General features: G+C 34.8%; 20 protein-coding genes and 1 pseudogene. 14 read left to right on the forward strand and 7 right to left on the reverse strand.

The window, feature by feature from the left end:
- Nucleotides 1-68 precede the first annotated feature (68 nt).
- The 11 genes and pseudogenes from EGX95_RS29400 to EGX95_RS29450 all read left to right on the forward strand — a co-directional run bounded on the left by EGX95_RS29400 (nucleotide 69) and on the right by EGX95_RS29450 (nucleotide 10,896).
- Nucleotides 69-749 (forward strand): annotated as a pseudogene (locus EGX95_RS29400) (GNAT family N-acetyltransferase).
- A gap of 307 nt (nucleotides 750-1,056) precedes the next feature.
- The gene (locus tag EGX95_RS29405) at nucleotides 1,057-1,623 is read left to right on the forward strand and encodes a glycerol-3-phosphate responsive antiterminator (RefSeq protein WP_000472009.1); all 567 of its coding nucleotides are present in this window, start codon (nucleotides 1,057-1,059) and stop codon (nucleotides 1,621-1,623) included.
- Nucleotides 1,620-2,717 (forward strand): ABC transporter ATP-binding protein, encoded by a 1,098-nt coding sequence (locus tag EGX95_RS29410; protein ID WP_000571386.1) that lies wholly within the window; start codon nucleotides 1,620-1,622, stop codon nucleotides 2,715-2,717. Before EGX95_RS29405 ends, EGX95_RS29410 begins: the two co-directional genes overlap by 4 nt.
- Nucleotides 2,717-3,649, forward strand: coding sequence for a carbohydrate ABC transporter permease (locus EGX95_RS29415; protein ID WP_000573564.1), 933 nt, complete (start codon nucleotides 2,717-2,719; stop codon nucleotides 3,647-3,649). Before EGX95_RS29410 ends, EGX95_RS29415 begins: the two co-directional genes overlap by 1 nt.
- Complete coding sequence (locus EGX95_RS29420) at nucleotides 3,646-4,467, forward strand: carbohydrate ABC transporter permease (RefSeq protein WP_000635930.1); 822 nt, start codon at nucleotides 3,646-3,648, stop codon at nucleotides 4,465-4,467. The genes EGX95_RS29415 and EGX95_RS29420 overlap by 4 nt, the downstream gene beginning before the upstream one ends.
- A gap of 21 nt (nucleotides 4,468-4,488) precedes the next feature.
- Complete coding sequence (locus EGX95_RS29425; protein WP_000060606.1) at nucleotides 4,489-5,865, forward strand: ABC transporter substrate-binding protein; 1,377 nt, start codon at nucleotides 4,489-4,491, stop codon at nucleotides 5,863-5,865.
- 400 nt (nucleotides 5,866-6,265) lie between these two features.
- The gene (locus EGX95_RS29430) at nucleotides 6,266-6,970 is read left to right on the forward strand and encodes a metallophosphoesterase family protein (RefSeq protein ID WP_000821958.1); all 705 of its coding nucleotides are present in this window, start codon (nucleotides 6,266-6,268) and stop codon (nucleotides 6,968-6,970) included.
- Between the two features lie 212 nt (nucleotides 6,971-7,182).
- Nucleotides 7,183-7,854 (forward strand): response regulator transcription factor, encoded by a 672-nt coding sequence (locus EGX95_RS29435; protein ID WP_001238631.1) that lies wholly within the window; start codon nucleotides 7,183-7,185, stop codon nucleotides 7,852-7,854.
- Nucleotides 7,855-7,865: 11 nt separating this feature from the next.
- Nucleotides 7,866-9,101 carry a sensor histidine kinase gene (locus EGX95_RS29440; protein ID WP_000486862.1) on the forward strand — a complete coding sequence of 412 codons (1,236 nt, stop codon included), beginning with the start codon at nucleotides 7,866-7,868 and terminating at the stop codon, nucleotides 9,099-9,101.
- Nucleotides 9,102-9,323: 222 nt separating this feature from the next.
- Nucleotides 9,324-10,145, forward strand: coding sequence for a hypothetical protein (locus tag EGX95_RS29445; RefSeq protein ID WP_000728566.1), 822 nt, complete (start codon nucleotides 9,324-9,326; stop codon nucleotides 10,143-10,145).
- A gap of 13 nt (nucleotides 10,146-10,158) precedes the next feature.
- A complete protein-coding gene (locus tag EGX95_RS29450; RefSeq protein WP_000621157.1) occupies nucleotides 10,159-10,896 on the forward strand; it encodes a C39 family peptidase in 738 nt (245 codons plus the stop codon).
- Between the two features lie 44 nt (nucleotides 10,897-10,940).
- On the opposite strand, the gene EGX95_RS29455 is transcribed toward EGX95_RS29450, so the two are convergent.
- Together EGX95_RS29455 and EGX95_RS29460 are read right to left on the reverse strand one after the other, a co-directional pair.
- Nucleotides 10,941-11,474 carry a DUF4871 domain-containing protein gene (locus EGX95_RS29455; protein ID WP_000719662.1) on the reverse strand — a complete coding sequence of 178 codons (534 nt, stop codon included), beginning with the start codon at nucleotides 11,472-11,474 and terminating at the stop codon, nucleotides 10,941-10,943.
- Nucleotides 11,475-11,589: 115 nt separating this feature from the next.
- Nucleotides 11,590-12,516, reverse strand: a complete 927-nt coding sequence (locus EGX95_RS29460; protein ID WP_001066058.1) for a DMT family transporter — start codon at nucleotides 12,514-12,516, stop codon at nucleotides 11,590-11,592.
- A 120-nt stretch (nucleotides 12,517-12,636) separates the two neighbouring features.
- On the opposite strand from EGX95_RS29460, the gene EGX95_RS29465 reads away from it, so the two are divergent.
- On the forward strand, nucleotides 12,637-14,037 hold the full coding sequence (locus EGX95_RS29465) for a MocR-like pyridoxine biosynthesis transcription factor PdxR (protein WP_000891889.1): 1,401 nt from the start codon (nucleotides 12,637-12,639) through the stop codon (nucleotides 14,035-14,037).
- 34 nt (nucleotides 14,038-14,071) lie between these two features.
- Here the strand turns inward: EGX95_RS29465 and EGX95_RS29470 are convergent, their stop codons facing one another.
- The 3 genes from EGX95_RS29470 to EGX95_RS29480 all read right to left on the reverse strand — a co-directional run bounded on the left by EGX95_RS29470 (nucleotide 14,072) and on the right by EGX95_RS29480 (nucleotide 16,922).
- A complete protein-coding gene (locus EGX95_RS29470) occupies nucleotides 14,072-14,584 on the reverse strand; it encodes a GNAT family N-acetyltransferase (RefSeq protein WP_000351212.1) in 513 nt (170 codons plus the stop codon).
- 146 nt (nucleotides 14,585-14,730) lie between these two features.
- Nucleotides 14,731-16,185, reverse strand: coding sequence for a sensor histidine kinase (locus EGX95_RS29475; RefSeq protein WP_063246578.1), 1,455 nt, complete (start codon nucleotides 16,183-16,185; stop codon nucleotides 14,731-14,733).
- A gap of 65 nt (nucleotides 16,186-16,250) precedes the next feature.
- Nucleotides 16,251-16,922 (reverse strand): response regulator transcription factor, encoded by a 672-nt coding sequence (locus EGX95_RS29480; protein WP_000238954.1) that lies wholly within the window; start codon nucleotides 16,920-16,922, stop codon nucleotides 16,251-16,253.
- Nucleotides 16,923-17,251: 329 nt separating this feature from the next.
- Between EGX95_RS29480 and EGX95_RS30980 the strand changes: the two genes are divergently transcribed.
- A complete protein-coding gene (locus EGX95_RS30980) occupies nucleotides 17,252-17,374 on the forward strand; it encodes a hypothetical protein (protein ID WP_001068392.1) in 123 nt (40 codons plus the stop codon).
- A gap of 356 nt (nucleotides 17,375-17,730) precedes the next feature.
- Here EGX95_RS30980 and EGX95_RS29485 read toward each other — a convergent pair whose 3' ends face one another.
- Nucleotides 17,731-18,237: a GNAT family N-acetyltransferase gene (locus tag EGX95_RS29485; protein ID WP_000405875.1), complete on the reverse strand. Its 507-nt coding sequence runs from the start codon at nucleotides 18,235-18,237 to the stop codon at nucleotides 17,731-17,733.
- 231 nt (nucleotides 18,238-18,468) lie between these two features.
- Nucleotides 18,469-19,275 carry a formate dehydrogenase accessory sulfurtransferase FdhD gene (gene fdhD, locus EGX95_RS29490; RefSeq protein WP_000529213.1) on the reverse strand — a complete coding sequence of 269 codons (807 nt, stop codon included), beginning with the start codon at nucleotides 19,273-19,275 and terminating at the stop codon, nucleotides 18,469-18,471.
- Nucleotides 19,276-19,572: 297 nt separating this feature from the next.
- Between fdhD and fdhF the strand changes: the two genes are divergently transcribed.
- Nucleotides 19,573-22,509, forward strand: a complete 2,937-nt coding sequence (fdhF, locus tag EGX95_RS29495) for a formate dehydrogenase subunit alpha (RefSeq protein ID WP_000840658.1) — start codon at nucleotides 19,573-19,575, stop codon at nucleotides 22,507-22,509.
- Nucleotides 22,510-22,519: the final 10 nt, after the last annotated feature.

Raw genomic sequence — 22,519 nt, forward strand, 5'->3', positions numbered from 1 at the left:
TGGGATTTTTGTTTTGGGCATGAAAAATAGATTATGAATGGTATATGGAGTAACTAAGGAGAATATAAATGAGGCTCTCAGAACTTGATTTAATAGCAATTTAGGTAGAGGTTTTATTTGTTCATAATTAAGTAGGAAAAATGAAATATGTAAATGAACAAGGAAATCCGAAAGCACCACGCTGTTTTCTTGGCAGAACTCGTGAAGGGAGTATAACGAGATATCATTGTGATCTGGATGATGAAACGGTAGGTAAGATTGAGAAATTAATTCGAGAACCTTCAAATCATATAGAGATAGCAAAGATTATCCATGTATTAAATGAAGAAAGAACAGTAAAAAATATTTGGATGGGCCCTGCTTTCATGTTCTCTAATAATTTACATAAGCCAACTAGAACAATACAGATAACAGAGAAGAATAAAGAGCTTTTGCGAGAAAATTTTCCTAATCTAATAGAACAGATGGAGTGGAGGCAACCTTACTTTGCAATTGTAAAAAATGAAAAGGTAGTTTCTATATGTTGCAGTGCTAGGAGTACACCTGTAGCTGCTGAGGCGAGTGTGGAAACTTTAGCGGAGTTTCAAGGGAATGGGTATGGTACTGATGTTGTTACAGCCTGGGCGATATCAATACAAGAAGAAAACTGCATTTCACTTTATAGTACTTCTTGGGATAATTATGCCTCACAAGAAGTTGCGAGAAAACTAAAATTGATTAACTATGGAATGAATTTGCATATTACTTAAATTTTAAAGATAGTTGTTTGCTGTTGGGGGTTATTCGTATATCTAGATTAATGTTAAGAAAATATGGTGAATATTAACATTCGATTAACAGCTAATTAACAATCTATCAAAACTGACTTAATAAATGCATACTATAGTAAAGGTAACAAAATAACTAGGGTAGAGAACATTTGAGAACACCCGCTTACATATAACGTGCCACTTTCTTAGGTGTGCTCTATTCCCTAGAGTTCAAATAAGGAGAAAGGTGTTCTATGTAAGTAGGTGTTTTTAGTTTGGATAAAAACAGAAAAGCTAGGTGGAATGAATGTTTAAAGAACCTTATATTGCGATGATAAAGGATTGGAAAGGATACAACACATACAAAAAATTACCGAAAACAGTTTTTCTTATGACGGGTTCAATGCTGGAGTTACCAGAGCGTGTATATGAATTACAGAAACATGGACATGATGTCTTTCTTCATTGTGATTTTATACAAGGTTTAAATACGAATACAGAGGAAGCACTTTTGTATATTCAAGACGTTATCGGAGCACAAGGTATTATTTCAACAAAAGGATCGACAATTCGAAATGCCAATAAAATTGGATTAAAAACGATCCAACGTATTTTTATTGTCGATACTTTATCTCTTACAAAATCAATTGAAAATTGTAAAACGACTAAACCGAATGCAGTAGAGATTATGCCTGGTATTATGCCTTCCATTATTAAGCAGTTAGCGGAGGAAATAGAATTTCCTATCATTGCAGGCGGACTGATTCAAACACGAGAAGATGCGGAAATTGCTATTCGTGCAGGCGCAAGTGCAATTTCAACGAGTCATTATGAAGTATGGATACAAGAAGAAAAAAGGAGTGCAACTTTGTGATTGAATTGAAAAATGTTTCAAAGGTATATAAAAATGCAGAAGAGACAGCGGTTAAGGGGGTATCGGTTCACATTAAAAAGGGTGAGTTTTTTGTTTTAGTTGGGCCTTCAGGATGTGGGAAAAGCACATTATTACGAATGATCGCTGGCCTAGAAGAAATTTCTTCGGGGGATTTAATTATTAATGAACGTGTTGCAAATGATTTAGAGCCGAAAGATCGTAATCTATCAATGGTATTTCAAAATTATGCACTATACCCACACTTATCTGTAGAAGAAAATATTTTATTTGGACTTAAGGTAAGGAAAGTACAAAAAGAAGAGCGGCAAAAGAGATTAATGGAAGCTATTGAAATGGTAGGGCTGAAAGAGTATGTGAAAATGAAACCAGGTCAATTATCAGGTGGACAAAGACAGCGTGTTGCGCTTGCTAGAGCGATTGTGAGCCAAGCACCGATTTGTTTAATGGATGAACCACTTTCGAATTTAGACGCGAAATTACGTGCGCAAATGAGAATTGAAATTAGAGAAATTCAGCAGCGTTTAGGAATTACAATGATTTACGTTACTCATGATCAAATAGAGGCGATGACTATGGGAGATCGCATCATGGTTTTAAATAAAGGAAGCATACAGCAAGTTGGAACACCGCTTGACATCTATAACGAACCAGCAAATGAATTTGTTGCAAGTTTTATAGGGTCTCCTTCGATGAATATAAATGATGGAGAAGTAAACAAAGAAAAAGGTGTATTACATATAGGGCAATTGCAAATTCCGTTATCTATTGGACAGTTAAAGCAATTACCAGAAGGAATAATTCGCATAGGCATGCGTCCTGAGCATATTGCCCTGTCTGAGGAAGGACAAGAAGTTACATTGCAATCTGTAGAAGTATTAGGCAACGAATCTATATTAAACTTCGCAATAAATGGAACAACTTGGAGTGCAAAAGTCATTGGACAGCTAATCCTGAACAAAGGTGACAAAGTAAAATTATTATTCTCACAAGATAAGTTATGCTTCTTTCATCAAAATACGAATGAACGATTAAAAGTGGTAGCTGAAGAAGAGTTGAAAGTGGTGGCGAAATAATGATTGAAGTAGGCAAGTTACCAGCCCAAGCAAAGGTGGCAAAAAAGAAGAATTTATGGAGTAGAACGAAAGATTTAAGAATAGGATTATTATTTTTAGCGCCATCTATTTTATTGTTCTCGATTTTTCTTTTTTATCCATTATTTAGGACGATTTACTATAGCTTTTATTTAACAGATATACACGGAGAAGCTAATCTTTTCGTTGGCTTAGAAAATTATCAATACTTATTTTCTGATCCTGCTTTCTACAAAAGCATAAAGTCAACTTTATTATTTGTTGTATATACAGTGCCTACGAGTATTATACTCGCTTTATTTCTTGCATTGATTGCAAATGGAAAAGTAAGAGGTATTGGGGTATTCCGTGTGTTATTTTCTTCCACAATGGGAATATCAGTAGCTGCTAGTGCAGTGATTTGGTTATTTTTATTTCATCCAAGTGTCGGGTTATTCAATAATATATTAGCTTCTATGAATCTTCCTGCAATTGCATGGTTAACGAGTCCGGACTGGGCACTATTCTCTGTATCAGTTACAACGGTTTGGGTGAATACAGGATTTGCATTTTTAGTTATATTAGGTGGTTTACAAAACATTGATACGTCTTTATATGAGAGTGCATCTATAGATGGTGCTAGCTATTTATATAAGCTTCGTCGTGTTACATTACCGATGTTATCACCAACTTTATTCTTTATCGTGACAGTAACGTTAATTAGTGCGTTCCAAAGCTTCGGACAAATTGATATTTTAACGCACGGTGGACCAAATGATGCAACAAATTTAATTGTATATTCGATTTATAAAGAGGCATTTGTGAATCATCAATTTGGAACAGCAAGTGCACAAGCGATGGTATTATTTATTTTCATTTTCATTGCTACATTACTTCAATTCAAGTTTGCTGAGAGAAAGGTGCATTATAAATGATCGTTAAACAGTGGAAACAAAATTTCCTATTATATATGCTGCTCATAATTAGTGCAGTAATGGTATTTTTTCCTGTGCTGTATGCGTTTTTAATAAGCTTTATGACACCAGACGATATTCAAATGAGAAGGATATTTCCAACTCAATTTACTTTTGATAATTTCATTAATATTTTTCAGAAAGTACCACTTTTTACATATTTATATAACAGCTTAGTTGTATCGACAGTTGTTATGATTGGACAACTTATCGTGTCAAGCTTAGCGGCGTATGCTTTCGTCTTTCTTCAGTTTAAGGGAAGAAATCTTATTTTTTTCCTGTTTATTTCAACGATGCTTATTCCGTGGGAAGCGACGATGGTACCTAACTTTTTAACGATTCAAAACTTTGGCTGGATCAATAGTTTCGCTGGGATGACAGTGCCGTTTTTTGCAACAGCTTTCGGTATTTTCTTGTTACGCCAACATTTTATGACACTTCCGAATGAACTGAAAGAAGCTGCTTTTATTGAAGGGATTGGAAATGTAAAATTTTTGTTCAGCGTTGTAATTCCGTATTGTAAAACGAGTTTTATTACGCTTGGCGTATATAGTTTTTTAACAACATGGAATATGTACTTATGGCCACTTTTAGTGACCACTGATGAAAAGGTAAGAACAGTTCAAATTGGTGTGAAGCAGCTTCAATCTCAAGAAGTTGCAACTGATTGGGGAAGCGTAATGGCTGGCGTTACGGTTATCGTTATACCAACATTGATTCTATTATTTTTAGGACAAAAGCAATTACAACAAGGATTAACAAAAGGTGCAATTAAATAACTAAGAGAAGGTGAGATTAAAATGAGTCTAGTTAAAAAAGGTGCTGCTCTATTAATGGTAGCAACAATGGCATTATCTAGTGCTGCTTGTTCAAATAGTAAAACAGAGGGAAAACCTGAAGCACAGGCAAAAGTAGCACCAGTTGAAAAAAATGGTGATAAAACTGTAATTCGTTTTTGGCACGCGATGGGTGGAAAAACACAAGGGGTATTAGAGGGACTTGTTGCGGACTATAATAAGTCACAAAATAAATACGAGATAAAGCCAGAGTTCCAAGGGACATATGAAGAGTCTTTAACGAAATTTAGAACGATGTCTGCTACGAAAGAAGCGCCAGCTCTTGTTCAGTCGAGTGAAATTACAACAAAATATATGATTGATAGTAAAAAGATTACGCCAATTGATAGTTGGATAAAAAAAGATAAGTACGATACTTCAAAGCTGGAAAAAGCAATTACAAATTATTATTCAGTTGATGGAAAAATGTATTCTATGCCATTTAATTCATCTACACCAGTATTAATTTATAATAAAGATGCTTTCGCAAAGGCGGGCTTAGATCCAGAGAAAGCTCCAAAAACATATGCGGAATTGCAAGAAGCAGCGAAAAAGTTAACGGTTAAAGAAGGCGGAAATGTAAAACAATATGGATTTTCAATGCTGAATTATGGTTGGTTCTTTGAAGAATTGTTAGCGACACAAGGCGCTTTATATGTAGATAATGAAAATGGTCGTAAAGATGCTGCAAAGAAAGCTGTATTTAACGGTAAAGAAGGACAGAAAGTATTTGGGATGCTAGATGAGTTAAATAAAGCTGGTGCACTAGGAAAGTATGGAGCAAGTTGGGATGATATTCGTGCCGCGTTCCAGTCTGGACAAGTTGCTATGTATTTAGATTCTTCAGCTGGTGTTCGCGACTTAATTGATGCATCTAAGTTTAATGTAGGCGTGTCATATATTCCATATCCAGAGGATTCGAAACAAAATGGTGTTGTTATTGGCGGAGCATCATTATGGATGACGAATATGGTTTCAGAAGAAACACAACAAGGTGCTTGGGACTTTATGAAATATTTAACGAAGTCAGACGTACAAGCAAAATGGCATACTGCAACAGGTTATTTCTCTATTAATCCAGATGCATATAATGAACCATTAGTAAAAGAGCAATATGAAAAATATCCACAGTTAAAAGTAACAGTAGATCAATTGCAAGCGACGAAACAATCTCCAGCAACACAAGGTGCTTTAATTAGTGTATTCCCAGAATCACGAGATGCAGTTGTAAAAGCATTAGAAGCAATGTATGACGGAAAGAATAGTAAAGAAGCGTTAGATGAAGCTGCCAAAGCGACAGATAGAGCAATTAGCATTTCAGCTCGTACGAGTCAAAAATAAGAGAAAGCCGTATCCGAAAAAGGATACGGCTTTCTTTAGGAGATAAGGGATCAAAAAAATGAAGAAGTCTTATCTCTTTTATATGAGTAAAGGGTCTAGAATGAATCTTGTCCTTTTCATTATTTGTTTAACTCCATTGCAACTTGTTTACCATTTACGAAAACCTCTGCCACTGCTACTAAAACTTCCATCACTTTTTTCATTTCTCATCTCTCCTTGTTTTTTGTTTCATTTCTTACTTTTAGTATAAGGAAATATAGCAATTGCAACTATCGAATTGAATGACAAGAGACTTACATTGTTGTAAGGATAATCGTTGTATCTGTAATAAATACGGTTTTAAAATACAATTCTGAAGTTTCTGTCGTTTTGAATTATAATTAGAAAGAGGGGTGATAATATGAAAAGAATTCTTGTTATTAGTGATATTCATGGCGAAATAGAAAAGTTCGAACAGTTATTAGAAGAAGCTCAATACGATGCAAAAAAGGATCAACTAATTTTATTAGGGGATTATGTAGATCGTGGTCCAAATGCACGTGCAGTAATTGAAAGGGTAAAAGAGTTAAAAGAAGATGGAGCCCTCGTTCTAAAGGGAAATCATGAAGATATGATGATTAAGGCGTTAACGACTGATGAGGAACGTTCATGGAACCATTGGGTAAAAAGAAACGGTGGAGATAAGACTTTATACAGCTATGGATTTGTAGAAGAAGATATTGTAGTTAATGAGGAAGACTTCCAAAAACCAATTTTACAATCGCATGTTTTAGAAGAACATGTAAAGTTTATTCAAGAATTAGATCATTACATTGAAACAGAAAAGTATATATTTGTACATGCTGGTGTTGAGCCATTGAAACGGGTTTCTGAATGTGAACCATATACGTTAATGTGGATCCGTAATGAGTTTCATAATGGATATAGCGGTGAAAAGGTTGTTGTATTTGGTCATACGGAAACAAAAACGCTTCACGGTAGTGAGAATTGCGGCGTGTATTTTGGTAGTAATCGAATTATTGGAATTGATGGCGGTGCTGTATATGGCGGCCAGCTAAATTGTTTAGAATTGCCGAGTAAAAAGGTGTACGTAATAAAAAGTTGAAAGAGATAAGGAGAATCTTATTTCTTTCAACTTTTTATTAAGCAAAATTTAAGGAAGAGTTTTTATAATTAATCTTTAAAATTCTATATCAAGAAAAAGTGTAGAAAGAACGAATTAAAAATGAAGTTACAAAATATAATGATATTCTTTTGTTAGGAAAAGCAGGAATGTGATTATAAATAGAATTGAATGATATGGTGGAAGGTGAGAATATGCGCTTACTCGTAGTAGAAGATAATGCTTCCTTATTAGAGTCTATTGTCCAAATATTACGCGACGAATTTGAAGTAGATACAGCATTGAATGGAGAAGAGGGGTTATTTCTAGCGTTACAAAATATATATGATGCAATTTTGCTTGATGTGATGATGCCAGAGATGGATGGTTTTGAAGTAATTCAAAGAATACGTGATGAAAAGATTGAAACACCAATCCTGTTTTTAACAGCGAGAGATTCTTTAGAAGATCGGGTGAAGGGATTGGACTTTGGTGGAGATGACTATATCGTTAAGCCATTTCAGGCTCCAGAGTTAAAAGCGAGAATTCGTGCTTTACTACGCAGAAGTGGTAATTTAACAACAAAGCAGACTATTCGATATAAAGGGATTGAACTGTTCGGAAAAGATAAAGATGTTCAAGTAGATGGACAAAGTATGAAGCTAACATTAAAACAATATGAGCTTCTAGAGTACCTTGTTCAAAATAGCGGAAAGATTTTAATGAGGGAACAAATTTTTGATCGTGTTTGGGGATTTGATTCAGATACGACAGTGGCAATTGTAGAAGTGTATGTACATCATTTACGTAAAAAATTAGAGCCATTCGGTTATCAGAAAGATATTCAAACCGTTCGAGGTATTGGATATATATTAAAAGAACAATGAAAAAGGGAAGTATGTTTCAGAAGACGCGCATTCGATTGACTATATTGAATTCATTAGTATTTATCATTTTGATAGGCGTATTAGGTAGTATCATTTATTCTTACACATATAAGCGTATTTATAGTGGAGTAAATGAATCGATAGAAAAAGCCGTTCAACATAGAAAGAATGCAGATGATAAAAAACTACCTAAAAAAATTAGGGGATATCCTCCAATTGGGGATCCAAGGATAATGGAGTTAACTTGGATAGGAAACACAGTGGAGATAGGTGTTGAAAACGGTAAACGTCGTATTATCTTTGAAGACAATTTGGAAAAGTTTTCGCCAAAGAAATTAGGGATTTTGCAAGATATAGAAGTGCAAGGACTATATTTTAGGACGTTTGTATTTCAACAAGATGGAAAAATAGTTCAAATCGTACGCGATATAACAGCTGAAGAAGAAATGTTAAATACTTTATTTCTAATTCTTACTATAGGTTGTAGCATAGGAAGCCTCTGTGCAATCGGTATCGGCTTTTTCCTAGCTGGTAGGGCACTCGTACCTATTCAAAATTCATGGGAAAAACAGCAGCAATTCGTTTCTGATGCGTCACATGAACTAAGGACACCGCTTGCAGTTATTCAATCAAAAACGGATGTTTTATTCCAGTCACCATCCGCTACGATAGAAGAAAAAGCGATGGATATTTCTACAATTTCAAAAGAATGTAGGCGGTTATCAAAACTCGTTAGTAATTTATTATTGCTAGCACGCTCTGATTCTAATCAAATTGAGATGGATAAGAAAACATTTGAACTCGATAAATTGTTAGAAGAAATAGTAGCTCCATATAAGGAGATTGCTTCTTATCAAGAAAAAGAAATGATATTAAAAGTAGAACGTGGCGTATCTTTTATGGGTGATAGAGAGCGGATTCATCAAATGATGGTCATACTGTTAGATAATGCGATGAAGTATACGAACGAAGGCGGTCATATTCAAATCAATTGCACGCAAACGAGTAGTTCAATTCGTATACAGGTGAAAGATGACGGGATAGGAGTGAAAGAAGAAGATATTCCGAAATTATTTGATCGTTTTTATCAAGGGGATAAAGCAAGAAGTACGTCAGAAGGAGCTGGATTAGGTCTTTCAATCGCAAATTGGATTGTAGAGAAACATTACGGAAAAATATCAGTAGAGAGCAAATGGGAAGAGGGCACTTGTTTTGAAGTGATTTTCCCTAAACACCAAAGAATATAAGTGAGAAGACGATCTTGTTTTTACAAGGTCGTCTTTTTTTAAGGGAAAGTTAAGAAACTATTTTTAACATGTATTCTATACGGAAAGTTCGCCGCATGAAGAAGCGATTATAAAAAGGTGTTTGAGCAGATTATATCAATCAGAATGTTATTTCGATTATGTGTAGTATTAAAAAATTTATGGGCATGATGGAAAAGAAGTTGTAAGAGGGAGGAAGTAATTTTGAAAAAGAAAATGATGATGGTATTCACTATTGGAGTAATGAGTTTAAGTATATTAGGGGGTGCCTCTCCTTCTGAAACATCAAAGGGAAAGACAGATTACAAGCAGCGCAGCAAAGAACAATTAAACAACGGAAAGATACATGCTGTGCATACAGAAGAAAAGGCGGAGAATTTAGGGATTGAAACGGCAGGGAAAGAACAAATTACGCTAGAAAAAGAAATCCATGAGACGGAAGTAGGAAGGGAAGCAGAACAGTTAGGAATTTCGATTGAAGGAAAAGACGTTGGAACTCTTTCAGAAGAAATCTATGAAACAAAAGTGAAGCAAGAAGCGTTAAAGCTAGGCCTATCAATAGAAAACACATCAATTGTAAATTTGATTACTCAAATTAATACGATTAAAATTAGCGATGAAGCGGATAAATTAGGTATTTCAACAAATGGAAAAGAAATAGAGGACATTGCGGAAGAAATCTATGGAACGAAAGTAAGAGAGGAAGCAGGGAAGTTAGGTATTTCACAAAAAGGAAAAGAGATAGAAGAGTTAGCACAAGAAGTATACGAACAAAAAGTGCAAGAAGAGGCAAAAAAATATCATATTGATTTATATGGTAAAGATATATATCAAGTATTAAGTGAAATTAATGAACAAAAGGTGTTACAAATGGCAGATGAGCTTAATATCGATAAAACGAATATGAATGCTCAAGAACTAGCAGAAAAAATAAAAAAAGATCAGCCTGAAAAAGGAAAAGAACTAAATTTTGTACCGGTGATTCGCACGGATGCTGACGCGTTTTATTCTTATTTAACAAACTAAGAAAGGCGTGAGAGTGATACGAAGGTTTAAGTGGTATATATGTATAGCATTACTAGCTATAGCAGTATGGAATGTATATACAAATGGAATTACAAAGTATATGGAAAAGTTAACATTCTTCAATATACAAAGTGAAAAAGAAGCGGAGTTTAGTAATAATGGTGAAAAGGTCATCTTATCAAATGTACCTTTCATTCAGCAGTTACCAGAGTTAGATAGAGGCTGTGAAGTGACGAGCTTAGCGATGATGTTACAATACGCAGGTATTACAGTGGATAAGATGAAATTAGCAAACGAAATAAAGAAAGTTGATTTTATGAACGATGGTGTACGTGGGAATCCGAATGAAGGATTTGTAGGAAATATTTATACCTTTTCTGAATCAGGATATGGTGTATATCATGGACCACTTTTTCAATTAGCGAAAAAGTATTTACCTAACAAAGCTGTGGACTTAACAGGGAAGAGTATAGAAGAGCTTTATAAGAGTGTAAAATCAGGACAACCGGTAGTCATGATTACGAATGCAACATTTGCGCCATTAGATAAAGATGAATTTACTACATGGGAAACAAATAGTGGAGATGTTTCTATTACGTATAATGAACATTGTGTAGTACTTATTGGATATGATAAGGAATTTGTATATATTCGAGATCCTCTAAGTGATAGTTTAGATGTAAAAGTACCGAGAGAAAGTTTTGAAAAGGCATGGGTGCAAATGGGGAGTCAGGCGATTAGTTACATATAAGATGGGTAAATAAAAGGAAGGAGGCTGAAACAGCCTCCTTCCTTTTATTTATTTTCTGTGGCATTGATTACAAACTGATCATAATATTTTTCATTCACGTATATATTTAATACCCATAATCCAGATGAAGGTAGTGACATAGTGAGTGGGAGTTCGGTTGTAGTAGAATCAATTGTATTTGAAGTAGTCCAAGTTGGTTTAGAAGTTTCTTGTTGAAAGAGTACGGGTGTTGGCGTTACTGACCCTTGTTTTAGTGCAATAATAGAGAGTTTTCCAGTTGGCCTTTCAGAATCTAAAAAGTACCACATTATTTCATTTTGTTCATTTGAGATAATAGAGGTATCAGCCATTGCGATTTTTCCTTCGATGCCTTTTAAAGGTATTTTTCCATCTACGAAGGATGGAGCTTCTTCCCAATTCACATCTTTTAAAACACTAAGATGAAAGAAGGAAGGTGCATTAACTTGATTGGATGATGTTGCGACAGCTTCTTTTTTAGGTACTTCGGAATCGGGTTGAGCTTGCGAGCATCCAGTGATGAGAAAGGAGAAAAGTAGCATAGTTCCAATTTTTTTCATGGTGTCACACTCCTAATTTTTACTGTTAGTGTAATTGTATTTGCTAGAAAGCGGGACAATTCCTTTAAAGTATAAAAAGAGGTCGTAAGTTTTGTACGACCTCTTTTGACATTTTTTATATTTGTTCAGTTGAAAAGGTTAGTTCTCGTTCTTTTTGAGGCATCGTTAAGAAAATAACAGAAAGAATGATACATACGCCGCCTAGTAATTGATACGCTCCAAATGATTCATTTAGCCAAGCGATTGAAACGATAGCTGCTACAAGTGGTTCAATGCTAGATAAAATGCTCGTTTCTGTTGCTGCTAAATATTTCAGACTACCGATATAAAGAAGGAAAGAAAGAGTGCCACTTATAATGATAAGGATAAGCATAGAAAAAGTTTTTGGTGTAAAGGTTTGTGAAAGTTGACTCCATCCAAACGAGCGATTAAAAATAAGCAGGGCGATGCCGCCGATTAGCATCCCCCAGCCAATTACTATGGTTGTTCCGCATTCTTTAATAAGAGAAGCTGGATGGAGGGTATAAAATGCAAATCCAATTGCTGTTAATAGGCCAAAAATAATGGCTTCTTTCGATAAAACAATATTTTCAATTGAACCGTTTGTAATAATAAAGTACGTTCCCGTGAGTGCAGTTATAATTGCGAGTAGTTGCATAGAAGCAGGGAATTTTCTTTGTCCAAATGCGACATAAATGGTAATAAGAACAGGACCTAGAAATTGAAATAATGTCGCTGTGACCGCGTTACTAATATGAACTGTTTCGATAAAGGCATATTGCGCACCGAGCATGCCGAGAATAGAGAAAATAATAAGTTGTATAGAATGTCTAGAGTGTTTCCAAATTTGAAATATGTTTTGTTTCTTTATAAGTAAAAAAGATAAAATAAATAATCCCGCAAGCAACAAGCGAATTGTTAAAAAATCAATTGATGATACGTTAGTATGTTGAAATAGCCACTGAATCATCGGGCCAGATAATCCCCATAAGGTAGCTCCTGTAATAATCATAATGAGTCCAATCCGTCTACTATTGTTCATAATCATGCATCTCCTCTCGAGTATTTGATTTTTTATGTGTGACATGATAAAAGGAATTATATATAACTTCTGGTACTGTAAAAAGTATCAGATTTTAGTTTTATTAAGGGGTCAGATATTATGTTAGAATTAACGCCTAATTTAAATATGAATAGTAAAAAGGCATTGTACGTGCAATTGTATGAGTATATAAAAAAAGAGATTAAGGATGGAACGATTCCGGCTTTTACAAAATTACCTGCAAAAAGAAAACTGGCGAGTTATTTACAAGTGAGTAAGAATACAGTAGAAGCGGCTTACGAGCAATTACTTGCAGAAGGTTACATTGAGTCGATATCAAGAAAAGGTTATTTTGTATGTAAATTTGAACAAATGATGGATGTAGAAGGAAGCGAAGCGAAAGTAGAAGAAGTATCGTTTCGGGAGGAGAACTATACATTTGATTTCACACAAACAGGGGTTGATACAAAAACTTTTCCGTTCACTATGTACCGCAAGCTTATAAATGATGTATGGCAGCCGCGTAATAATGATTTACTTTTTCTTGGACACCCTCAAGGAGAATTAAGCTTACGAGAGGAAATTGCGAACTATTTGTATGAATCTAGAGGTGTACGTTGTTCAGCTAGTCAAATTGTATTAGGTGCGGGAACACAAATATTAGTGAAGTTACTTTTTCAATTGTTGAAGGGAAGTAATTACGCTGTTGAAAATCCAGGGTACCATAGGAAAATGGTCGTTTTTGAACAGGGAGAAAAGAAGGTTCAAATGTTGTCTTTAGATAGGGACGGCATTTGTATGGCAGATTTAGAAAATAGCACTGCAAATGTTGTATTTGTAACTCCTTCTCATCAGTTTCCATATGGAATGATTATGCCTATTACGAGAAGGACGCAGCTTTTACAATGGGCAAAGAAAGAAGAAGATAGGTATATTATTGAAGATGATTACGATAGTGAATTTCGTTATTCAGGAAAGCCAATTCCGGCACTACAAGGGTTAGATACAGATGGGAAAGTTATTTATATGGGGACGTTATCAAAAGCTTTGTTGCCCTCATTACGGATGAGCTATATAGTATTACCGAAGAATTTAATTAAAAAGTATCAAAAACAATATTTATTTTATACACAAAGTGTTTCAAGAATGGATCAAGAAGTGATTAGAAAGTTTTTACATGAAGGTTATTGGGAAAAACATATTCATAAAATGCGTGTCGTCTACCGGAAAAAGAGGGATCGACTTGTTTTTGAAATAGAGAAGTATTTCTCTAATCATGTTGAAGTGATAGGAGAAGATTCGGGATTACACATTTTATTAAAAGTACATAATGGAATGCGAGAAGAAGAACTCATTCAAGAAGCTGCAAAATATAGTATTAAAATATATCCTGTTTCTACGTACTATAAAGACGGTACTGCACCTGAAAATGTCGTTTTACTTGGGTTTGCGATCTTATCAGAAGAAGAAATTGCGAAAGCGATTCAACTATTAAATACAGCGTGGTTTAGAAAAAAGTAAAAAAACATCCTCATACATGAGAGGATGTTTTTTATTATTTATTTTCGTCTAAGAATAAGACCATATGCTCTTCGTCCCAATATTGTCCGTTATATTTTAATGAACGTTCTTGTACACCGAATGTTTTAAATCCTAATGATTCATAAAGTTTTTTTGCTCCATCGTTGCCAACAACAACATCAAGCATAACTTGTTCCACCTCTAAAGATTTAGCAAGCTCAAGACATTCTTTAATAAGTGCTTTCCCTGCTCCAAGTCCGCGTGCTTTTGGAGATACATATACAGAACCGATTTTAGCTTTATGTTCTTGTTTTACATATGGTTTCGTTTCCAGCGTTGCAACCCCGATTAATTTTCCATCTTTAAATGCACCTAGCGTATAGTTTTCATCTTGTGCTAATTTTTGTGCTTTATATTCAATCGCACACTCTTTATTAATAATATCTTCATAAGAAGAGCTGAAAGCCTCAGGGTTTTGCTTTAATCCTTCTACACGAAGTTCTAAGTAAATTTCCGCTTCGTCTTTTGTTAATACATGGATATCCAATTATATCACCCTCCAAATCTTTGACAAATGTATCTTTATTTTATATTGAAATAAGAATAATTTCAAAAGCTTAGCTTATATAAGCTGATTTTATGAACAAAATAACACCAGTAGTTTTTACTACTACTGGTGTTTTCACACACATATTATTCAAAAGGTAGCTCGATTATAAAGTTTGTTCCTACGTCTAATTTGCTTGTTACTAGAATGGAACCGTTATGCAATTCTACAATTTCTTTCGCAACAGCTAGCCCGATACCTTTTCCTCCAGTAGCTCTCGTTCTGGATTTATCAACACGATAAAAACGATCGAAAATATGCGGAATATCTTCCTCAGGAATACCTTCACCTTCATCTTGTACACTTATTGTAAAAGAATTTGTTTCTGTGAGTACGCGTATCGTAATAGTGGTGTTTTCTAGCGAATGTTGATAAGCATTGTGTAATAAATTTAACATAACTTGTTCCATACGTCTTTCGTCTATGCAAACTTCTAAATCGTCTTTGCAATATACATGGAGTTGCATTTGTTTGTTAGTTAATGTTGTTTTTGTTTTTTCAACCATTCGCTCTAAAAAAGGCCTAAGAAGCACTTTTTGTTTTTTTATAACAAATTGGTGTTGTTCTAATTGTACAAGCATAAATAAATCTTGAACGAGATCAGTTACACTATCTGTTTCATCCTCAATGATTTGTAAGTATTCTTCTCGCTCTTCTTTCGTTAAAGTGTCTCTCTTTGCCACTTTCGCATAACCTTTCATATAGGTTAATGGAGTTAATAATTCATGAGCAACACTAGCGAGAAACTCACCTCTTTCTTTTTTCATATAAGTCAGTTCACTGGATAAATCTTCAATCGTTTTTGCTAAGCTTCCAAGTTCATCATTCCGTTTAATACCTAATTGAATTGGCTTATTTAATTTTGACATTTTTTCTGTTGCCCTCTTCATTTTGATGAGCGGTTCTGTAATAACACGAGAAAAAATAAAGACAGAAATAGTCGTTAAAATAATCGTCAAAACACTAATAATAAGAAATTGCTTCATGAGTTTAAGTAACATGTTTTCTAAGAAAGATGTTTTTAATAACATATATAACTTTCCTTGAAACTTTGTTGTGTTAAGTGGGCTTACTGTGGTGATGAATTTTGATTTTTTCCAGTTTCTTCCAACGATTAATCCGCTTTCTGGGACAGATTCTGTTTTACAAGTAAGTTGTTTTTGCATTTCTTTTGTTACGGGTTCTGAGGTGGAAATAATTTTGCCGTTATGGTCAGTAATAATAATAGCTATATCGGAGTTAGAAATTGATTCCGATTCAACTAAGTGTGCAGCCGCATTCGCAATATCGAACTCGGGGTACACGGGGCGTTTAGGATTTTTATTATGTTCAGTGTGTTGCATTTCTTTATAATATTCATCCCGTCTCTCGCGGTTTTTAATTTTTTTACTATAGCGATTACCTTTTTCTAAAAGAGTGAGTGTTTCCTCTTCAATGCGCATTTTAGAAATACTTTTGTAAAAAGATACGAAAGCAATTGTTTCAATGCATAAAGCTAATATTAAAAAGTATGTCCCGATTTTAAGTGAAAGTTTACTCATTTTCTCACCATACCTTATTCATAATAAAGGGTCAGTGGTATACTAGTTTCCACTGACCGAAGTAATTATTCACTTTTCCATTTATATCCGACCTTATAAACAGTTTCTAAGTAATTTTCAACTGGAAATCCTTTTTTACGTAATTTATCACGGATATTGCGAATATGTGAATCGATTGTTCTATATTCAATGTCTGTTTCATAACCCCAAATTTTTTCGATTAAATCATCTCGGCTATAAGCACGGTTTGTATTTTGTAAAAATAGTCCAAGTAACGAAAATTCGATAGGAGTCAGTGAGATTTTTTCATCATACACTGTGACAGTATGTTTCGTTTTATCCCACTCAATACCATTGAAGCTAACAAATCCATCTTTCTTTGTACGGCGTAATATAGCCTCAATTCGTGCAACTAATACATGCTCATCAAATGGTTTTGTAATATAGTCATCTGCGCCGATCGTAAGGCCTTTTACCATATCGTAATTTTGATTACGAGCTGTTAGCATAATGATTGGAACGTTGGAAATTTGACGGATTTGATAGCAAGTATCCCATCCATCCATATTTGGCATCATTACATCTAACAAAACAATATCGAAGTCTTTTTGTTCTATTAACTTTAGTGCTTCAAGGCCAGAGGTAGCTTTCATACAAAAATAGCCACGAGGACTTAAGAACAGATCTAATAATCGTAACATACGTTCTTCATCGTCTACTAATAAAATTTTTACCATAATCTTGTGCACCCCAAACTGTTCATTCTACTTGTATAGTTTACATGAAAATGATAAAAAACTCTTTTTATGTGATTGAGTGGAAGAGTGATTTCTCGCTCAGAGTAATTGACATAAAAAATGCACTGGTTTTGCACAACTATTTTTTATAATAGAAAACGTAGCGACACAAAATACCCTATGTTGCGACATAACGTCATGTCATTTTATTTATAAAATGACAATTCCATTCTATTGTGTATGTGAGATAGAGAGGGTTTTCGTATTCACCTCGCATCGGATAAGAAAAATTTCCTATCTCACACTTTTTTTAAAAGGAGATCATACACATGAATCCAAAAGAAGAAATTTCAAAAAAAGAAAAGCAAGATCGTAATACGGTTGTTATGTGCGTTGCCGTATCTATGGTTATTATTATAAGTTGTGTAAATAAAATTTTGGGGATTTTATAATATAAAAAAGCTTATTGCTTCTTAAGAAGCAATAAGCTTTTTTCGTTGTTAGGGGGAGTATTTTTATATAATAAACCAAGGTAAAATTGCTAATCCAGAAGTTACAATTGCTGTAGTAAATATTAAAAGCATAGCTCGTTTGTTTTGTTTCATGTCACATTCTCCTCTACATATCAAGTACATGCGATCAGCGTGGGATGTAGTTCCCCACTGAGTAAAGTTTCACTTTATATTTTTAGTATAATGAATGGAAAGGTTTGGTACGATCGATAAAGGTGACATGAAGATTACATTGTTGTAATGAAAAAAGCATCTTTCTTAATAAAAAGATGCTTTTGGAAAACTAGATTGAAGTATTAATCATTTAAGAATAGAACCATATGTTCTTCGTCCCAATATTGACCGTTATGTTTTAATGAACGCTCTTGTACGCCGTAAGTTTGGAAACCTAATGACTCATATAATTTTTTTGCTGCATCGTTACCAACTACAACATCGAGCATAAGTTGTTCTACATGTAATTTATCGGCATTTTCAATAATTGCTTTAATAAGAGCTCGTCCTGCTCCAAGGCCACGTGCTTTAGGGGAAACAAAAACGGAACCGATTTTTGCTTTATGTTCTTGTTTAATGAAAGGCTTTGTTTCTAAAGTAGCAATGCCGATTAAATCGTTATCTTTGAAGACCCCTAGAGTATACTTATCCGGATTGCTTAATCGTTTTGCCATAGCAGCTACAGGATCCTCATGTTTAAGAACATCTTCATAAGAAGAGCTAAAAGCTTCCGGGTTCTTCGTTAAACCTTCCATACAAACTTTTAAATATATTTCTGCGTCCTCTGTCGTTAATAAGCGAATTTCCATCGTTGTAACCTCCTTGGTCGATTTTAAATCAAATAAATCCATTACATATATAAGAATGTGTATGCGTTTTGTTAGCAGTCTCTTTTAATGTGTAAAAGAATGAAAAGATATATGCTACAATGTTTTGTTTTTTAATATGTAATGAAATTATATATTAACTTTATTAACTATTCAAGCGTTTAATATATTACATTTTCATAACTAAAATAACTCCTCGATTGAGGAGTTATTTTAGTTATTCGATCGATAACCATCAATTCGATGTGGATGCGTGTAAATATTACAAGAGTCATTTCTAATAAATCCTACGACAGTAATGCCTAAATCGTGAGCGAGTTGCAATGCTAGTTTTGTTGGAGCGGATTTAGATAGAACAATTTCACATCCGATTTTTGAAACTTTGAGTAAAATTTCGGATGAAATACGCCCGCTAAATGCAATGATTTTTCCTTTAACAGATATATCGTTGCGTAAACAATGTCCATATATTTTATCTAATGCATTATGTCTTCCAATATCCATTCTTGATAGGAGGATATTGTTTCGATCACATAGCGCGGTATTGTGAACACCGCCGGTTTGGCGAAAGGTAGTAGAAGATTGTTGTAAAGTATTCATTAAGTAAAAGCATTCTTCAGGAGTAATTTTTATATGTATATCATGTAAATCTTTTGCTTTTGCTGCATCGTTAGCGAAAATAAAACCTTGTCTACCTTTTCCGCAGCAGGAAGTGATGTATCGTTTATTATATAAATTTTGATAGAGCGGATTTATTTTTGATGATGTTACATGGACAATTCCGTTATCTTTTTGAACCCATAGTTCTTCAATATCTTTATAGGAAGAAATAATCCCCTCAGAAATTAAAAAACCAATTACCATATCTTCAATATAATTTGGTGTACATACGACTGTTACATATTCTTCACCATTCAATTTAATAGTAATAGGAGATTCTGTAACAATCTCATCAGTTTGTTTTGAAAATGTACCAGAGTGATAGCGTACAATTGTATAACTCTCTTGCGTAGGTCCCATATGAAATTCCCCTTTTATATGTATTTTCTCCCACATTCATCATAAAACATTGAAAAAATAAAAACATCTATTAGAAGGAAGGTATCAGATTATTTTGGTTATTATTGTATATATACGATATAATAGAAATGTAGAATAGTGAAATTTTCAAGCTTTCGTAGTGATACCTTATAAACATCTAGAATCGACTTCATAAGAAAAGTATTTAGGCAGGGCGTTTCAAAAATATGTACAACACATTTGTGAAAACGGATTCACAAATGTGTTGTACAGTTGGTTGTAAGGAGAGGGGAAACTATGGCAGAACAGACAGTCCGTGTAACCGTGGATGGTAAAGAATTTTCAGCATCAGGTGAAAAGACGATACTACAATTATTTAACGAGAGTAATTTGGAACATCCTCAAATTTGTCATGTACCAGAAGTAGATCCAATTCAAACTTGTGATACGTGTATTGTAGAAGTAGATGGGAAGTTAATGCGTGCTTGTTCAACGCAAATAGAGAATGGTATGCATATTGAAAGACAGTCACAGCGTGCGAAAGAGGCGCAGACTGAGGCGATGGATCGAATATTAGAGAATCATTTATTGTATTGTACCGTATGTGATAACAATAACGGTAATTGTAAGGTTCATAATACAGTACATATGATGGGAATTGAAGAACAGAAATATCCGTATGAGCCGAAAGTAAGTGCTTGTGAAGTGGATATGTCACATCCGTTTTATCGGTATGATCCAAATCAATGTATTGCTTGTGGACAGTGTGTAGAAGTATGTCAAAACCTACAGGTTAATGAAACGATATCGATAGACTGGAGCTTAGATCGTCCGCGTGTTATATGGGATCATGGTGTAAGTATAAATGACTCATCTTGTGTAAGTTGTGGGCAGTGTGTAACAGTATGTCCATGTAATGCGTTAATGGAAAAATCAATGTTAGGTGAAGCTGGATTCATGACAGGATTAAAATCAGATGTGTTAGATCCGATGATTGATTTTGTAAAGGATGTAGAGCCTGGATATAGTAGTATTTTAGCAGTTTCAGAAGTAGAGGCTGCGATGCGTAAGACGAAAGTGAATAAAACAAAAACTGTTTGTACATTTTGTGGTGTCGGTTGTTCATTCGAAGTATGGACGAAAGATCGCCATATATTAAAAGTGCAACCTGTTTCTGATGCACCGGTTAATGGCATTTCCACATGTGTAAAAGGTAAATTTGGATGGGACTTTGTAAATAGTGAAGATCGCATTACGAAGCCATTAATTCGCCAAGGAGATATGTTTGTTGAAGCTTCATGGGAAGAAGCGTTAGAAGTTGTGGCTTCTAACATGCAACATATTAAATCAGAATACGGCAGCGATGCATTTGGATTTATTTCTTCTTCGAAAGTAACGAATGAAGAAAATTATCTTATGCAAAAACTAGCTCGTCAAATATATGGAACAAATAATGTAGATAACTGCTCGCGTTATTGCCAATCTCCAGCAACTGATGGTTTATTTAAAACTGTCGGTATGGGCGGCGATGCTGGAACAGTGAAAGATATAGCTGAAGCAGGCCTTGTCATTATCGTTGGTGCGAATCCAACAGAAGGACATCCTGTACTCGCGACGCGTGTAAAACGTGCTCATAAATTACACGAGCAAAAACTGATTGTAGCAGATCTTCGTAAACATGAAATGGCAGAGCGTGCGGATTTATTTATTCATCCGCGCCAAGGTACAGATTACGTATGGCTTGCTGGTATTACGAAATATATTATTGATCAAGATTGGCATGATAAAAAGTTCATAGCTGAAAATGTGAAGAACTTTGATGAATATAGCACAATGTTAGAAAAGTATACGCTTGATTATACAGAAGAAATTACGGGAATTTCGAAAGAAAACCTGAAAGAAATGGCTCGTATGGTATATGAAGCAGATGGAACTTGTATACTTTGGGGAATGGGTGTAACGCAAAATACAGGAGGAAGTACAACATCTGCTGCCATTTCCAATTTACTGCTTGTTACGGGGAACTATCGTCGTCCTGGTGCAGGCGCATATCCATTACGAGGTCATAATAATGTACAAGGTGCTTGTGATATGGCGACATTACCAAACTGGCTTCCAGGTTATCAAGCAGTATCGGATGATACGCTTCGTGCTAAGTTTGAAAAAGCATACGGCACAACGATTCCGAAAGCACCAGGATTAAATAATATCGCAATGTTACTTGCGGCAGAAGAAGGAAAACTACGTGGTATGTATGTCATGGGGGAAGAAATGGCTTTAGTCGATTCCAATGCGAACCATGTGCAACATATTTTAGCGAATTTAGACTTCCTCGTTGTTCAAGATATGTTCTTATCAAAAACAGCTCGTTTTGCTGATGTTATTTTACCAGCGGCACCAAGCTTAGAAAAAGAAGGAACGTTTACGAATACAGAGCGACGTATTCAAAGATTATATGAAGTATTAAAACCACTAGGTGATTCAAAACCGGATTGGTGGATTTTACAAAAAGTTGCTCGTGCACTCGGCGGGGATTGGAATTACGAAAGTCCAAGTGAAATTATGGACGAAATCGCATCGCTTGCACCGTTATACTCTCAAGCAACGTACGATCGTCTAGAAGGCTGGAATAGTTTATGTTGGGGTAGTCATGATGGTAGTGATACACCGCTATTATATGTAGACGGATTTAACTTCCCAGATAAACTAGCTCGTTTATCATTAGATGAATGGGTACCACCAGTTGTAGCGCCAGATGAGTATGATTTACTTTTAAATAATGGACGTATGCTAGAACATTTCCATGAAGGGAATATGACGAATAAGTCGGCTGGTATTTTATCTAAAGTATCTGAAGTGTTCGTTGAAATTTCACCTGAGCTTGCTATAGAGCGCAATGTGAAAGATGGTGGTCTTGTAGAATTAGCATCACCATTTGGCAAAATTAAAGTACAAGCGCTTATTACTGAGCGTGTAACGGGGAAAGAGCTATACTTACCGATGCATGCAACGATAAATGAAGAAGCGATCAATATTTTAACTGGGACGGCAACAGACCTTTATACGTGTACACCGGCGTACAAACAAACGATGGTGAAAATGCGTGTATTACGTGAAAAAGGAAATCGTCCGTTACCATCTTCAAACCCGCGAGATAAAAAGCGTAATCCGCAAAATGGTGTTGAAATCGAGCAAAAATGGCAAAGAAAACAATACGTATCACTCGTGGACTAGGGGGCGGAGA

It is taken from the genome of Bacillus sp. FDAARGOS_527, assembly GCF_003812125.1.
Taxonomy (GTDB): Bacteria; Bacillota; Bacilli; order Bacillales; family Bacillaceae_G; genus Bacillus_A; species Bacillus_A paranthracis.

What these genes read in the sequence shown, in the direction of transcription:
- EGX95_RS29405 (WP_000472009.1), top strand. Translation starts at nt 1,057, where the DNA reads ATGTTTAAAGAACCTTATATTGCGATGATAAAGGATTGGAAAGGATAC.
- EGX95_RS29415 (WP_000573564.1), top strand. Translation starts at nt 2,717, where the DNA reads ATGATTGAAGTAGGCAAGTTACCAGCCCAAGCAAAGGTGGCAAAAAAG.
- EGX95_RS29420 (WP_000635930.1), top strand. Translation starts at nt 3,646, where the DNA reads ATGATCGTTAAACAGTGGAAACAAAATTTCCTATTATATATGCTGCTC.
- EGX95_RS29425 (WP_000060606.1), top strand. Translation starts at nt 4,489, where the DNA reads ATGAGTCTAGTTAAAAAAGGTGCTGCTCTATTAATGGTAGCAACAATG.
- EGX95_RS29430 (WP_000821958.1), top strand. Translation starts at nt 6,266, where the DNA reads ATGAAAAGAATTCTTGTTATTAGTGATATTCATGGCGAAATAGAAAAG.
- EGX95_RS29435 (WP_001238631.1), top strand. Translation starts at nt 7,183, where the DNA reads ATGCGCTTACTCGTAGTAGAAGATAATGCTTCCTTATTAGAGTCTATT.
- EGX95_RS29440 (WP_000486862.1), top strand. Translation starts at nt 7,866, where the DNA reads ATGTTTCAGAAGACGCGCATTCGATTGACTATATTGAATTCATTAGTA.
- EGX95_RS29455 (WP_000719662.1), bottom strand. Translation starts at nt 11,474, where the DNA reads ATGAAAAAAATTGGAACTATGCTACTTTTCTCCTTTCTCATCACTGGA.
- EGX95_RS29460 (WP_001066058.1), bottom strand. Translation starts at nt 12,516, where the DNA reads ATGAACAATAGTAGACGGATTGGACTCATTATGATTATTACAGGAGCT.
- EGX95_RS29465 (WP_000891889.1), top strand. Translation starts at nt 12,637, where the DNA reads ATGTTAGAATTAACGCCTAATTTAAATATGAATAGTAAAAAGGCATTG.
- EGX95_RS29475 (WP_063246578.1), bottom strand. Translation starts at nt 16,185, where the DNA reads ATGAGTAAACTTTCACTTAAAATCGGGACATACTTTTTAATATTAGCT.
- EGX95_RS29480 (WP_000238954.1), bottom strand. Translation starts at nt 16,922, where the DNA reads ATGGTAAAAATTTTATTAGTAGACGATGAAGAACGTATGTTACGATTA.
- EGX95_RS30980 (WP_001068392.1), top strand. Translation starts at nt 17,252, where the DNA reads ATGAATCCAAAAGAAGAAATTTCAAAAAAAGAAAAGCAAGATCGTAAT.
- EGX95_RS29485 (WP_000405875.1), bottom strand. Translation starts at nt 18,237, where the DNA reads ATGGAAATTCGCTTATTAACGACAGAGGACGCAGAAATATATTTAAAA.
- fdhD (WP_000529213.1), bottom strand. Translation starts at nt 19,275, where the DNA reads ATGGGACCTACGCAAGAGAGTTATACAATTGTACGCTATCACTCTGGT.
- fdhF (WP_000840658.1), top strand. Translation starts at nt 19,573, where the DNA reads ATGGCAGAACAGACAGTCCGTGTAACCGTGGATGGTAAAGAATTTTCA.